The 12,249-nt window shown below is 69.1% G+C and carries 13 protein-coding genes; 7 read left to right on the top strand and 6 right to left on the bottom strand.

The genetic code is table 11. The features are described from left to right. Positions 1-112: 112 nt before the first annotated feature. The 3 genes from L0977_RS24950 to L0977_RS24940 form a co-directional block, all read right to left on the bottom strand. A complete protein-coding gene (locus tag L0977_RS24950; RefSeq protein ID WP_234267626.1) occupies positions 113-517 on the bottom strand; it encodes a YbaN family protein in 405 nt (134 codons plus the stop codon). After that, the gene (locus L0977_RS24945) at positions 514-927 is read right to left on the bottom strand and encodes a SirB2 family protein (RefSeq protein ID WP_234267624.1); all 414 of its coding nucleotides are present in this window, start codon (positions 925-927) and stop codon (positions 514-516) included. Before L0977_RS24945 ends, L0977_RS24950 begins: the two co-directional genes overlap by 4 nt. 75 nt (positions 928-1,002) lie before the next feature. Continuing rightward, positions 1,003-2,106: an alkene reductase gene (locus tag L0977_RS24940; protein WP_234267623.1), complete on the bottom strand. Its 1,104-nt coding sequence runs from the start codon at positions 2,104-2,106 to the stop codon at positions 1,003-1,005. A gap of 160 nt (positions 2,107-2,266) precedes the next feature. On the opposite strand from L0977_RS24940, the gene L0977_RS24935 reads away from it, so the two are divergent. The 3 genes from L0977_RS24935 (at position 2,267) to L0977_RS24925 (ending at position 6,530) form a co-directional block, all read left to right on the top strand. Beyond that, positions 2,267-3,283, top strand: coding sequence for an LLM class flavin-dependent oxidoreductase (locus tag L0977_RS24935; protein ID WP_234267622.1), 1,017 nt, complete (start codon positions 2,267-2,269; stop codon positions 3,281-3,283). A 213-nt stretch (positions 3,284-3,496) separates the two neighbouring features. Then, positions 3,497-5,959 (top strand): adenosylcobalamin-dependent ribonucleoside-diphosphate reductase, encoded by a 2,463-nt coding sequence (locus tag L0977_RS24930; RefSeq protein ID WP_234267621.1) that lies wholly within the window; start codon positions 3,497-3,499, stop codon positions 5,957-5,959. Positions 5,960-5,972: 13 nt separating this feature from the next. After that, positions 5,973-6,530: a hemerythrin domain-containing protein gene (locus L0977_RS24925; protein ID WP_234267620.1), complete on the top strand. Its 558-nt coding sequence runs from the start codon at positions 5,973-5,975 to the stop codon at positions 6,528-6,530. A 10-nt stretch (positions 6,531-6,540) separates the two neighbouring features. Here L0977_RS24925 and maiA read toward each other — a convergent pair whose 3' ends face one another. The 3 genes from maiA to L0977_RS24910 are packed head-to-tail and all read right to left on the bottom strand — an operon-like array spanning position 6,541 to position 9,024. Further along, complete coding sequence (maiA, locus tag L0977_RS24920; protein WP_234267628.1) at positions 6,541-7,188, bottom strand: maleylacetoacetate isomerase; 648 nt, start codon at positions 7,186-7,188, stop codon at positions 6,541-6,543. Between the two features lie 19 nt (positions 7,189-7,207). Beyond that, positions 7,208-7,909: a fumarylacetoacetate hydrolase family protein gene (locus L0977_RS24915; RefSeq protein ID WP_234267619.1), complete on the bottom strand. Its 702-nt coding sequence runs from the start codon at positions 7,907-7,909 to the stop codon at positions 7,208-7,210. Positions 7,910-7,956: 47 nt separating this feature from the next. After that, positions 7,957-9,024: a cupin domain-containing protein gene (locus L0977_RS24910; RefSeq protein ID WP_234267618.1), complete on the bottom strand. Its 1,068-nt coding sequence runs from the start codon at positions 9,022-9,024 to the stop codon at positions 7,957-7,959. Between the two features lie 205 nt (positions 9,025-9,229). Between L0977_RS24910 and L0977_RS24905 the strand changes: the two genes are divergently transcribed. The 4 genes from L0977_RS24905 to L0977_RS24890 form a co-directional block, all read left to right on the top strand. Beyond that, the gene (locus L0977_RS24905) at positions 9,230-9,715 is read left to right on the top strand and encodes a MarR family winged helix-turn-helix transcriptional regulator (protein ID WP_234267617.1); all 486 of its coding nucleotides are present in this window, start codon (positions 9,230-9,232) and stop codon (positions 9,713-9,715) included. Between the two features lie 209 nt (positions 9,716-9,924). Then, on the top strand, positions 9,925-10,755 hold the full coding sequence (locus tag L0977_RS24900; RefSeq protein ID WP_234267616.1) for a phosphogluconate dehydrogenase C-terminal domain-containing protein: 831 nt from the start codon (positions 9,925-9,927) through the stop codon (positions 10,753-10,755). Positions 10,756-10,808: 53 nt separating this feature from the next. Beyond that, entirely contained in the window at positions 10,809-11,777 is a 969-nt protein-coding gene (locus tag L0977_RS24895) for a TRAP transporter substrate-binding protein (protein WP_234267627.1), read from the top strand. A 120-nt stretch (positions 11,778-11,897) separates the two neighbouring features. Beyond that, positions 11,898-12,249, top strand: a 352-nt coding sequence (locus L0977_RS24890; protein WP_234267615.1) for a TRAP transporter small permease, incomplete at its 3' end; no start/stop codon positions are given.

The following is a 12,249-nucleotide window of genomic DNA, read 5'->3' as shown; positions in this document are numbered from 1 at the left end:
GTCGCCTTGGTCGCTTGCATGCGCAAGCTGCTGACCACGCTCAATGCCATGGTCCGAACTGGCAAACCTTGGGACAAATCGCTTCACAGCGCTTGACTTCCAAGACGGTTACTCAGTCGGCAGGGGGCGGTGCCGGCCGGGTGGGGATGCGCAGCACCACCCAGGCGCCGATGGCGCCCAGCACCGCCAGAGCGATCTGTGCCGCCAGGCGGTGGCGGAAGCCCCAGATCGACAGGCTCACCATCACCAGCATGGAGGCGATGGCGATGGTCTTGGTGCGCCGCGTGAGGCTGCGGTGCGCTTCCCAGTCGCGCAGCATCGGGCCCATCCAGCGGTGGTTGAGCAACCAGGCGTGCAGGCGCGGCGACGCCTTGGCGTAGCAGGCGCCCGCGAGCAGCACGAACGGCGTGGTCGGCAGGCCCGGCAGCACCACCCCGATGAGCCCGAGCAGCAGCGACAGGCTGCCCGCGACCCAGAGCAGGGCGCGCACCGTGCGCGAGGGATGGGGGCCGCTCATGGCGCGAACAGGCCGAGCGGGTGGTGGGTTACGGCCACGCTGACCATGAAGCCCACGCAGGCCAGGGCCGCCAGGGCGAAGCCGGCGCGTGCCACCCGGGTGGGCGCCCGTTTGAGGCCCAGTGTGCCGAGCCCGATGTAGAGCACCAGCAGCACCAGCTTCACGCCCAGCCAGGTGTCGGGGCCGAGCGGGTTGAGTTGCAGCAGCCACCACAGGCTGGCGCCGGCGGCCAGCAGCGCGGTGTCGATCAGGCTGCTGGCGCGGCGCACGGCCGGGGCCAGCGGCCAGGCCTGGCCGAAGAAAACCCCCAGTGCCCGGGCTGCGTAGCCGGCCACGCTCAGACCGACCAGGCCGATGTGGGCCGGCCGCAGGAGTGGGTAGAGCAGGGCGGTCAGTTCGGGCGAAGGCATGGCGCGCAGACCGGGGCGGACCCGGATGCGGCGATCATAGCCAGCCCGTGTGCGGGCCCTGCGCCGGTATGCCCGTCAGGCGCCGAGCGTCGGGTAGTCGGTGTAGCCGTGTTCGCCGCCACCGTAGAAGGTGTTCTTGTCGGCCTTGTTGAACGGGCCGCCGGCGCGCAGGCGGGCCACCAGATCGGGGTTGGCGATGTAGGAGCGGCCGAAGGCCACCAGGTCGGCGCCGCCGGTCACGGCCTGCTCGGCCAGCGCCAGGTCGTAGCCGTTGTTGACCATCCAGGCGCCGGTGCCGCCGGCATCGCGGTAGGCCGCGCGCAGGGCGGCGTAGTCGAACGGGCGGTCGGGCAGCTCGCGCGGACCGCCGGTCGAGCCTTCGATGATGTGCACATAGGCCAGGCCCAGCGGGGCCAGGAAGCGCACCACGTGGTCGAACAGCGGCTGCGGGTCGGCGTCGACGATGTCGTTGGCCGGGGTCACGGGCGAAAGCCGGATGCCCACCTTGCCGGCCCCGATGGCGCCGGTGATGGCGGTGGTGACTTCGCGCAGCAGGCGGGCGCGGTTGTCGATGGTGCCGCCGTAGGCGTCGCTGCGCTGGTTGGCGCCGGTCTTGAGGAACTGGTCGATCAGGTAACCGTTGGCGGCGTGGATTTCCACCCCGTCAAAGCCCGCCTCGATGGCCGCCAGCGCGGCGCGGCGGTAGTCGTCGACGATGCCGGGGATTTCGCCGATATCGAGCGCGCGCGGTGTCGACGTGTCGACGAAGGTCGGGCCCTCGGGCGTGAGCAGCACCGTCTTGGTCTTGGCCGCGATGGCCGAGGGTGCCACCGGGGCGCCGCCGCCGGGCTGCAGCGAGGTGTGCGACACGCGGCCCACGTGCCAGAGCTGGGTGACGATCTTGCCGCCGGCGGCGTGCACCGCGGCCGTCACGCCCTGCCAGCCGGCGATCTGCTCGGGTGCGTACAGGCCGGGCACGTCGGCATAACCCTGGCCCTGGTGGCTGATGGCGGTGGCTTCGGTGATCAGCAGGCCCGCGCTGGCGCGCTGGGTGTAGTAGGTGGCCATCAGCGGCGTGGGCACCGCCTGCGGCGCGCGGTTGCGCGTCAGCGGCGCCATCACGATGCGGTTGGCCAGGGACAGGCTGCCGGCCTGAACGGGATCGAACAGTGAAGACATGGTGCAGGGTTCCGGTTGGGGCGGGGGGAGGTCGGGAAGTGGGCGAGAGCCTAGCGCTTTCGGCAGCGGTGTGTCGTCATGCACCGGACAGGCCCCGCGAGAGCGCCGGTTTTGACCCAATCGGTGGCGCCGGCCGGCGTGGCTGCGCACAATCGGGGGCATGAACACGCCCACCTCGCCCCTGTCACGCACCCGCTTGTCCCTGCTCGATCTGGTGGCCGTCCGGGAAGGCGGGACCGTGGCCGAGGCGCTGGCCATCGCGCTGCGCACCGCCCAGCATGTCGAAACCCTGGGGTTCGAGCGCTACTGGCTGGCCGAGCACCACAACATGCCGGGCATCGCCAGCTCGGCCACGGCGGTGCTCGTGGGGCATGTGGCCGGCGGGACGCAGCGCATCCGCGTGGGCTCCGGCGGCATCATGCTGCCCAACCACGCGCCGCTGGTGGTGGCCGAAGCCTTCGGCACCCTGGCCGAGCTGTACCCGGGGCGCATCGACCTGGGGCTGGGCCGCGCACCCGGCACCGACCCGATGACCATGCGCGCACTGCGCCGCGACCGCGTCGAAACCGAAAACGACTTCCCGCACGAAGTGGCCGAACTGCAGCGCCTGCTCGACGAGGCGCAGCCCGGCCAGCGCCTGGTGGCCGTACCCGGTGCCGGCACCCAGGTGCCGATCTACCTGCTGGGTTCCAGCCTGTTTTCGGCCCAGCTCGCGGCCGAGCGCGGGCTGCCCTACGCCTTTGCCTCGCACTTTGCGCCCCGCTACCTGCTGCAGGCGCTGGCGCTGTACCGGCAGAATTTCCGCCCCTCGGCGGTGCTCGACAAACCCTACGCCATCGTCGGCGTGCCCCTGATTGCCGCACCGACCGACGACGAGGCGGCCTTCCTGGCCAGCAGCACCTACCAACGCGTGCTCGGCATCCTCACCGGCCGGCGCGGGCGCCTGCCGCCGCCGGTGGCCGGCTTTCTGGAAGGGCTGGATGCGCAGGCCCGCGCCGCCGTGGCCGATTTCCTGGCCTGCGCCGTGGTGGGCAGCCCCGATACGGTGCGCCAGGGCCTTGCGGCCCTGTCCGAAGCCACGGCAGCGGACGAGTTCATGCTGGTCAGCGACGTGTACGATCCCGCCCTCCGCCTGCGATCGCTCTCGATCGCCGCCGAGATTGCCAAAGCAGGTTAGTTAGCGCCTGCTTCTGGTATTTCTTCGTTTTGCCGCCACTTTGGCACAGGGTTTGCCTGTAAGCTCGCTGCCCCGCCGCGGGGCACCTGCCCGAAGTTGACGCAGAACAAGTCCCGCCGTACGGCGGCCCGTTAGTCTGGCGACCACTTTTGGCGTCATCATCCCCTGCTGTGTTTTCATGCCGCCCGTTGCCGGCATTTTTTCTTTTGCACCATGAAACGAGACAACGATCTCCGCGCCCAAGATCTCTCCCGTGTCCAACCCATCAGCCAGGACGTTCTGGCCGAGAAATACCTCAAACCCGGTGAAACCGGGGTCGAAGACCTGTACCGCCGCGTGGCGCGTGCGCTGGCTTCGGTGGAAAAGGAGCCGATCCGCGCCGAGTGGGAACAGAAGTTCCTCGACAACCTGCACGCGGGCGCCATCGGTGCCGGCCGCATCATGAGCGCCGCCGGCACCGACATCCAGGCCACGCTGATCAACTGCTTCGTGCAGCCCGTGGGCGACTGCATCCAGGGCTTCGACGACGAAGGCTTCCCCGGCATCTACGAAGCGCTGCGCGAAGCCGCCGAAACCATGCGCCGTGGCGGTGGTGTGGGCTACGACTTCTCGCGCATCCGGCCCAAGGGCGCCGAAGTCAAGGGCACGCACTCCATGGCTTCGGGTCCGTGCAGCTACATCAACGTGTTCGACCAGAGCTGCTCCACCGTGGAAAGCGCCGGCGCACGCCGTGGCGCCCAGATGGGTGTGCTGCGCATCGACCACCCGGACGTGCTGGAATTCATCACCGCCAAGCGCACGCCCGGCCGCTGGAACAACTTCAACGTCTCGGTGGGCGTGTCCGACGCCTTCATGGAGGCCGTGGCGGCCGACCAGCTCTGGGAACTGGTGCACCGTGCCCGCCCGGGGGCCAAGCTGATCGACAAGGGCGCCAGCCAGCGCGCCGACGGCCAGTGGATCTACCGCAGCGTGCCCGCGCGCGAACTGTGGGACACCATCATGAAGTCGGCCTACGACTTCGCCGAGCCCGGCATCCTGTTCCTGGACAAGATCAACCACGACAACAACCTGCGCTACTGCGAAGACATCGCCGCCACCAACCCCTGCGGCGAGCAGCCGCTGCCGTCCTACGGTTGCTGCGATCTGGGCCCCATCATCCTCACGCGCTTCGTGCGCAACCCCTTCGGTTTCGGCGGCCTGCCGGGCTTCGACTTCGCGGCCTTCGAGGCCGTGGTGGCGACGCAGGTGCGCGCGCTCGACAACGTGCTCGACGTGACCTTCTGGCCGCTGGAACAGCAGCGCGCCGAATCGGCTGCGAAGCGCCGCATCGGTGTGGGCTTCACCGGCATGGGCAACACCCTGGCCATGCTCAGCCTGCGTTACGACCGCGAAGAAGGCCGCGCGATGGCCGCGCAGATCGCCGAGAGCATGCGCAACGCCGCTTACCGCGCCTCCGTCGCGCTGGCGCAGGAAAAGGGCGCGTTCCCCAAGTTCGACGCCAAGGGCTACCTGCAGGCCGGCACCTTTGCCAGCCGCCTGCCCGACGACATCCAGAAGCTCATCCGCAAGCACGGCATCCGCAACAGCCACCTGCTGTCGATCGCGCCCACCGGCACCGTGAGCCTGGCTTTTGCCGACAACGCCTCCAACGGCATCGAGCCGCCGTTCTCCTGGACCTACCGCCGCAAGAAGCGCGAGGCCGACGGCAGCACCAGCGAATACGCGGTGGAAGACCACGCCTGGCGCGTGTACCGCGAGTTGGGCGGTGACGTCGAGCAACTGCCGGAATACTTCGTCAACGCCCTGGCCATGACCGCCGGCGAACACGTGGCGATGATGGAAGCGGTGCAGCCCTTCGTGGACACCTCGATCTCCAAGACGGTCAACGTGCCGGGCGACTACCCGTACGAAGACTTCAAGAACCTCTACCACCAGGCCTGGAAGGCCCACCTCAAGGGCCTGGCCACCTACCGGCCCAACACCATCCTGGGTTCGGTGCTCGACACCGGCACCCCCGCGCCCAAGGCCGAAGAGCCGGCCAAGCCGGTGGCGGTGCAGCCGATCGACCCGATGCGCACCGTGATCGAAAGCCGCCCCAAGGGGGCGCTCTCGGCCGTGGCCGACAAGATCGAGTACTGGACGCAGGAAGGCCACAAGACGCTGTACATCGTGGTCTCGTTCCTGCCGGTGCCCGCCGCCGACGGCGTGGGCAGCATCGAGCGCGCGATCGAGTTCTTCATGCCCGTGGGCCAGAGCGGCGAGTCGCAGCAGTGGATCACCGCCAGCATGCGCCTGCTCTCGCTGGCCGCGCGCGGGGGCTTCCTGGAACGTGCGCTCAGCGACATGCGCAAGGTCGCCTGGGACCGCGGACCGGTGCGCCTGGGCACCTACGAAAAGGCCGACGGCACGCAGGTGCCGATGTGGCACGACTCCGAAGTGGCGGCCGTTGCCTACGCGCTGCAGAACATCATTGCCCGCCGCAACCAGACGGCCAGCCCGTCGGCCGCGCCGCTGGCCCTGGCGTCCCACGCCACGCCGGCCGCGCCCGAGCTGACCGGCATGCCGTCGGGCGTGATGGCCGGCAAGAAGTGCCCCGAATGCGGTGCGCACGCCATGATCCGCAAGGACGGCTGCGACTACTGCACCTCGTGCGGCCATCTGGGCTCCTGCGGCTGACGACCGGCGGCCGATGCAGCGCATCCCGCTGCCCGTTCCCGGCGCGCCGCCATCGCCCGCCGCCGGTTTCGAGGCCCCCTTCGACATGCTGGGGGCTTGCCACGAACGGGTGGCGCGCATGCTGCGCCTGCTGGCGCGGCTGCGTGAGCACGCGGCCGGGCATGGCGCGGACACCGCCGGCAGTGAGGCCGCGCGCGACGTGATGCGTTATTTCGACGTGGCCGGCCCGCTGCACCACCAGGACGAAGAACGGCACGTGTTTCCGGTGCTGCTGGCGCAAGGCGATGCGGTGGCCTGCCGCACGGTGGGCCGCCTGCTGGACGACCACCGCGCCATGGAGGCCGGGTGGGCGCAGGTGCGCCAGGCCCTGCAGCGGCTGCGCGATGCCGTGCCGGCGCCGGCTTTTGCCTTCACGGCCGACGAGCAGGCGCAGATGGACGCCTACGCCGCGCTCTACGCGCGGCATCTGACCGACGAAGACGGCATCGCTTACCCGGCCGCGCAAGCCCTGCTGCAGCCCGCGCAACTGCAGGCGATGAGCGCCGACATGCAGCAGCGGCGCCTGGGCTGACGCGGCGGCTTCAGGCCGCGTCGGGCTGCTTCGACGGCGCCGCGTCCTGGAACGCGGCCAGCGCCAGGCAGGCCTGTTCCACCTGGGCGATCAGCGGCCAGCGCGCGAGGTCGACCTGGAAGCGGCGCGCGCTTTCGATCTGCGGAATCAGGTACACGTCGGCCAGCGTTGGCGCGTCGCCATGGCTGAAGCGGCCGCGTTTCGGGTCGGCCGCGAGCAGCGCCTCGTAGGCGTCGAAGCCGGCGCCGATCCAGGTGCCGCACCAGGCGTTGATGGCGGCCTCATCGGCGCCGAAGGTCTTGCGCAGGTATTCGAGGATGCGGCGGTTGTTCACCGGGTGGATGTCGCAGCCCACGATGGCCGCCAGCGCGCGCACCTGGGCGCGGCGCTGCGGATCGCGGGGCAGCAGCGGCGGGTTCGGGTACTTCTCTTCCAGCCACTCGATGATGGCGGGCGACTGGATCAGCACCTGCTCGCCCAGTTCGTCGGCCTGCAGGGCCGGCACCAGTTGCTGCGGGTTCAGGGCCTTGAAGGCGTCGCTCAGGTGCGCTTCCTTGCCCAGGTGCACCGCCACGTAGTCGTACGACAGGCCCTTCAGGTGGAGGGCGATGCGCGTGCGGTGCGAGGTGCCGCTGCGCCAGAAGTTGTGCAGGACCATGCTCATGGTGGGCTCCCGGTCAGGCGGCGGCGCCGATGGTCAGCGCCACCTCGGCCACCCCTTCGACGCGGCCGGTGATGCGGTCGCCGCTGAGCACCGCGCCCACGCCTTCGGGCGTGCCGGTGTAGATCAGGTCGCCCGGCTGCAGGTGGTAGAACAGGGACAGGTCGGCGATGATTTCGCGGATGTTCCAGATCAGCTTGTTCACGTCGGACGCCTGCTTCGTGGCCCCGTTCACTTCCAGCGCGATGGCGCCGCTGTGAATGACCACGCCTTCCATGGGCACGATCTCGGAGCACACCGAACCTTCTTCGATGTCCTTGCCCAGGTCCCAGGGCCGGCCCTTGTCGCGCGCGACCAGTTGCAGGTCGCGCCGCGTCATGTCCAGGCCGGCGGCGTAGCCGTAGATGAGCTGGTGCGCGTCTTCGGCCGGAACGCGGAAACCCGCCTTGCCCACGGCCAGCACCAGCTCCATTTCAAAGTGGTAGTTCGTCGTTTCGGGCGGGTAGGCCACGGTGGCGCCCGAGGACGTGAGCGTCTGCGGCGACTTGGTGAAATAGAACGGGCGCTCGGCGGTCTTGTCGACCGGCTTGCCCATCTCGACGGCGTGCGCGTGGTAGTTGCGGCCGACGCAGAAGATGCGGTTGACGGGGAAGCGTTCGGTCCGGCCGCGGATGGGCAGCGAAGGCACGGCGGGCGGGGCGAAGAGGTAGGTGGTCATGGCAAACAGACAGCGGATGAAAGCGGGGTGGCGGGCTGGGGCGGTTTTCAGGTCTGGGCCGGCAGGGCCGGTTGACCGTCGGTGCGCACTTCGTACACGCCCAGCTTGCGGTGCAGGGGCGACTCGTCGGCCACGAACAGGAAAGCCGGTTCGGTGGTGGAAGGGTTGCTGAGCGTGGTGGCGGTGTAGCCGGGGATGCAGCAGGTGTCGGCGGGCACCAGGTCGAAGCCGCGGGCCTCGGTGGCCACGCGGGCCGCACCTTCGATCACGTGGTAGACCACGGCGGGCGAGCGCGCCGGCAGGGTCAGCGTCTGGCCTGGCCGCAGCATCAGGGCGTGAAAGCCGAGGATGTTTTCGGCGTCTTCGCCCGTTTCGGGGTTCACGTAGGTGACCTGCACGGGCGCCAGGTCGGGCTGGTTGGCGGCCAGAGACAGCAGGGCGGCCCGGGCGTCGGCCCAGGGGTAGCGCAGCATCGGGTAGCGGCGCCCGCTGCGGCCGAACACCGGTGTGGGCACCACGCCGGCACGCGCGTAGTTGCGCACGCCTTCGCCGGGCAGGGTGTCCTGGCGCGCGCCGTTGAGGTGATAGCTGACTTCCAGGTAGTAGGCCAGCGGCAGGTCGAGCACGTCGAGCCAGATCACGGGCTGGTCGCCGTTGTGGCCGTGTTCGTGCCACAGGCCGGTGGGCGTGAGGATCAGGTCACCGCGCTCCATGGGGCATTTTTCCCCCTCGACCGTGGTCCAGGCGCCTTCGCCTTCGACCACCATGCGCACGGCATTGGGGGTGTGCCGGTGGCTGGGCGCCCACTCGCCGGGCAGCAGCAGTTGCATGCCCAGGTACATGGCGGCGCTGGCCTGCATTTTTTCCAGCGTGTGGCCCGGGTTGGCCAGCACCAGCACGCGGCGCTCGGCCTTTTCGATGGGGGTCAGCTCGCCGGCCTGGATCAGCAGCGGCCGGATGTCGGCATACGCCCAGTGCGTGGGCTGGGTCTGCCGCGTGGGCACCTGCGGCGGCAACACGCCACGCAGGCTGGGCCACAGCGGCACGAGATTGCGCGCGCGCAGGGCGGCCACGTAGTCGCCGGGCAGGTCTTCGAGCTTGCCGAGATCGTTCATGAAAGTCTCCTGGGCCGGTCGCATGCCGGTGTGGGTGGGAGGGGTGCGCAGGGCCGGCCCCTGGTGCCTCCGGGCTGGAGCCGGAGGCACTGTGGCGGCAGTGCGGATCGCGGGCCTGGCTGCCGGAAAGAGGCAGCATACTAACCATCAGCATGCTTATCATAAGAGTGCGGTTAAACTGGGTCAACGCCTTCCACGCCCCCTCATGGAAAACCCCGAGTTCATCGACATCGACCTGCAGCCCGGCCACGCCATCCGGCGGCTGCACCAGATCGCCGTGGGCATCTTCATGCAGGAGATGGGGGAACTGGGCGTGACGCCCCTGCAGTACGGAGCGTTGCAGGTGGTGCACAACCAGCCGGGCATCGACCAGCGCACGCTGGCGCGGGCCATTGCGCTGGACGCGTCGACCACCGGTGGCGTGGTGGACCGGCTGGAAGCACGCGGCTGGCTGGAGCGCCGCACCGCGCCCGAAGACCGGCGGGCGCGCCAACTGGTGCTGACCCCGGCGGGCGAGCAGGCGCTGGCGCAGGCGGTGCCGGCGATGCTGCGCGCCCAGACGCAGATCCTGGCGCCGCTGACGCCGCGCCAGCAGACCGAGTTCATGCGGCTGGTGCAGGTGCTGGTGACGCAGAACAACGCGTTGAGCCGGGCGCCGGCCGAGGCCCCCTCGCGCCCCACGGCGGGCTGAGCGCCCGCCCATTCCCTTGACGGTTTCCAGCGCCGGCCGGCAGGCCCGGTGAACCCCCGGCGTGCCCGCTGGCGCGGTGTCCATTCGCGTGATCAAGGGTTTTCCCTTTAGTTCACATGATCATGTCGTCATACCATTACACCAGTTCGGACGCCCGTCCGGTCGTGGCGCCCCACGGCGCCCATTTCTCAGACATGGAGACACATCACATGACGGCAAAGATTGCGCTGCTGGGCGCGGGTGGGAAGATGGGCGTGCGCCTGTCGCAGAACCTCAAGGGTTCGGCGTACGAAGTGCGCCACGTGGAGCCGGGCGAGGTCGGGCGTCAGCGCCTGCGCACCGAGGTGGGCGTGGACTGCGTGCCGCTGGCGCAGGCGCTGCAGGACGTGGACGTGGTCATCCTGGCCGTGCCCGACACCCTGATCGGCAAGCTCTCGGCCGAGATCGCGCCCCAGCTCAAGGCGGGCACCATGGTCATGACGCTGGACGCCGCGGCGCCCTTCGCGGGCCACCTGCCGCAGCGCCCGGACCTGGTGTATTTCGTGGCGCACCCCTGCCACCCGTCGATCTTCCACCCCAAGGTGCACGTGGAAGGCGCGCCGGACTATTTCGGTGGCTTGAAGGCACCGCAGTCCATCGTCAATGCGCTGATGCAGGGGCCCGAGTCGGCCTACGCGCTCGGCGAGGCGGTGGCCAAGACGATCTACCAGCCCATCGAACGCTCGTACCGGGTGACGGTGGAACAGATGGCGCTGCTGGAGCCGGGCCTGTCGGAAACCGTGTGCGCGACCCTGCTGGACGTGATGCGCGAAGCGATGGACGAGGTCGTGGCCCGCGGCGTGCCGGCGGACGCCGCGCGCGACTTCCTGCTCGGCCACATGACGATCCTGAGCGCGGTGATCTTCAAGCAGATTCCCGGCCAGTTCTCGGACGCCTGCAACAAGGCCATCGTCAACGGCAAGCCGCGGCTGCTGCGCGACGACTGGAAAAAGATCTTCGACCGCGAAGAAATCGCCGAAAGCATCGAGCGCATCACCTGAGCGCGGGGTCCGACGCTTTCACCCCCATCCAGAAAAACGGAGACAAAGACATGATGAAGAAAACCCACCTGGTTCTGGCGCTGGGCGCCACGCTGCTGGGCCTGTCGGCGCAGGCGCAGACGGTGCTCAAGATTGGTTATTCGAATGCGCTGACGTCGCACTACGGCATGGGGGCGGTGGCCTTCTGCGAGGAAGTCGACAAGGGCACGCAGGGCCGCTACAAGTGCCAGCAGTACCCGAACAACGCCCTGGGGGGTGAGCGCGAAATGATCGAGGCCGTGCAACTGGGCACGCAGGATCTGGCCAACGTGTCGACCGGTGCGCTGGGCAACTTCGTGCCCGAGGTGAAGATCGTCGACATCCCCTTCCTGTTCCGCGACTACGACCACGCCCGCAAGGTGATGGACGGTCCCATCGGCCAAGACCTGCTCAAGAAGATGACGGCCAAGGGCATCGTCGGCCTGGCCTGGACGGAAAACGGCTTCCGCCACATCACCAACAGCAAGCGCGCGATCAACAGCGCCGAAGACGCCCGGGGGCTGAAGCTGCGCACCATGGAGAACAAGGTGCACATGGACGGCTTCAAGACCTTCGGCGTGCTGCCCACGCCGATGGCCTGGCCCGAGGTCTTCACCGCGCTGCAGCAAGGCACCGTGGACGGCCAGGAAAACCCCATTCCCGTGATCCTGTCGAACAAGCTGTCGCAGGTGCAGAAGTACCTGTCGCTGACCAACCACGTCTATTCGCCGGCCGTGCTGGTGCTGTCGCCGTCGGTGTGGAACAAGCTCTCGGACGCGGACAAGGGCGTGTTCCAGGAGGCGGCGCGCAAGGCCGCCGCGGTGCAGCGCAAGAAGGTCAACGACGACGAAAGCGTGGCGGTGGCCGAACTGCGCAAGGACGGCATGCAGGTGGTCGAAAAGGTCAATGGCGAAAGCTTCCGCAAGGCCGTGGCGCCTGCCTACGCGCAGTTCGCCAAGGAGTTCGGGGCCGACAAGATCGCCGCCATCCAGGCGGTGAAGTAATCCCCCCGCGCCGGCCCGCGCTGCGGGTCGGCACCCTCTCCAGGGAGCGGAACCTGCGAAACCGGCGGAGCCGGCTCCGCGGCTCCGCCGGTTTCGTGGCCAGTTTGCGACGCACCTCTCATGAAGACCTTCATCCTGTGGCTTGATCGCCTGCTCACGGGCCTGTGCCTGAACGTGGCCTGCCTGCTGCTGGCGGTCATTTCCTGTCTGGGCCTGTGGCAGGTCGTGGTGCGGTTTGTCCTGGAACAGCCGTCGTCGTGGACCGAGGAATCCATGCGGCGGCTGCTGATCTGGATGGTGCTGCTGGGGGTGGTGGCGGCGCTGCGCATCGGGGCCATGGTCTCGGTGGACCTGATGCTGCGCCTCTCGCGCGGCTGGTGGCGCACCACGGTCGAGTCCGTCATCACCACCGTCACCCTGGCCTTCCTGGCCGTCGTCGTCTGGTTCGGCATCGACCTGGCCTGGCGCGTGC

The organism is Hydrogenophaga sp. NFH-34, from assembly GCF_021401345.1.
Classification (GTDB): domain Bacteria; phylum Pseudomonadota; class Gammaproteobacteria; order Burkholderiales; family Burkholderiaceae_C; genus Hydrogenophaga; species Hydrogenophaga electricum.
This window is presented reverse-complemented; position numbering and strand designations above follow the sequence as displayed.

Bases quoted from the DNA above. Each gene is read 5' to 3' on its own strand.
- L0977_RS24950 (WP_234267626.1), bottom strand. From the start codon at position 517: ATGAGCGGCCCCCATCCCTCGCGCACGGTGCGCGCCCTGCTCTGGGTC.
- L0977_RS24945 (WP_234267624.1), bottom strand. From the start codon at position 927: ATGCCTTCGCCCGAACTGACCGCCCTGCTCTACCCACTCCTGCGGCCG.
- L0977_RS24940 (WP_234267623.1), bottom strand. From the start codon at position 2,106: ATGTCTTCACTGTTCGATCCCGTTCAGGCCGGCAGCCTGTCCCTGGCC.
- L0977_RS24935 (WP_234267622.1), top strand. From the start codon at position 2,267: ATGAACACGCCCACCTCGCCCCTGTCACGCACCCGCTTGTCCCTGCTC.
- L0977_RS24930 (WP_234267621.1), top strand. From the start codon at position 3,497: ATGAAACGAGACAACGATCTCCGCGCCCAAGATCTCTCCCGTGTCCAA.
- L0977_RS24925 (WP_234267620.1), top strand. From the start codon at position 5,973: ATGCAGCGCATCCCGCTGCCCGTTCCCGGCGCGCCGCCATCGCCCGCC.
- maiA (WP_234267628.1), bottom strand. From the start codon at position 7,188: ATGGTCCTGCACAACTTCTGGCGCAGCGGCACCTCGCACCGCACGCGC.
- L0977_RS24915 (WP_234267619.1), bottom strand. From the start codon at position 7,909: ATGACCACCTACCTCTTCGCCCCGCCCGCCGTGCCTTCGCTGCCCATC.
- L0977_RS24910 (WP_234267618.1), bottom strand. From the start codon at position 9,024: ATGAACGATCTCGGCAAGCTCGAAGACCTGCCCGGCGACTACGTGGCC.
- L0977_RS24905 (WP_234267617.1), top strand. From the start codon at position 9,230: ATGGAAAACCCCGAGTTCATCGACATCGACCTGCAGCCCGGCCACGCC.
- L0977_RS24900 (WP_234267616.1), top strand. From the start codon at position 9,925: ATGACGGCAAAGATTGCGCTGCTGGGCGCGGGTGGGAAGATGGGCGTG.
- L0977_RS24895 (WP_234267627.1), top strand. From the start codon at position 10,809: ATGAAGAAAACCCACCTGGTTCTGGCGCTGGGCGCCACGCTGCTGGGC.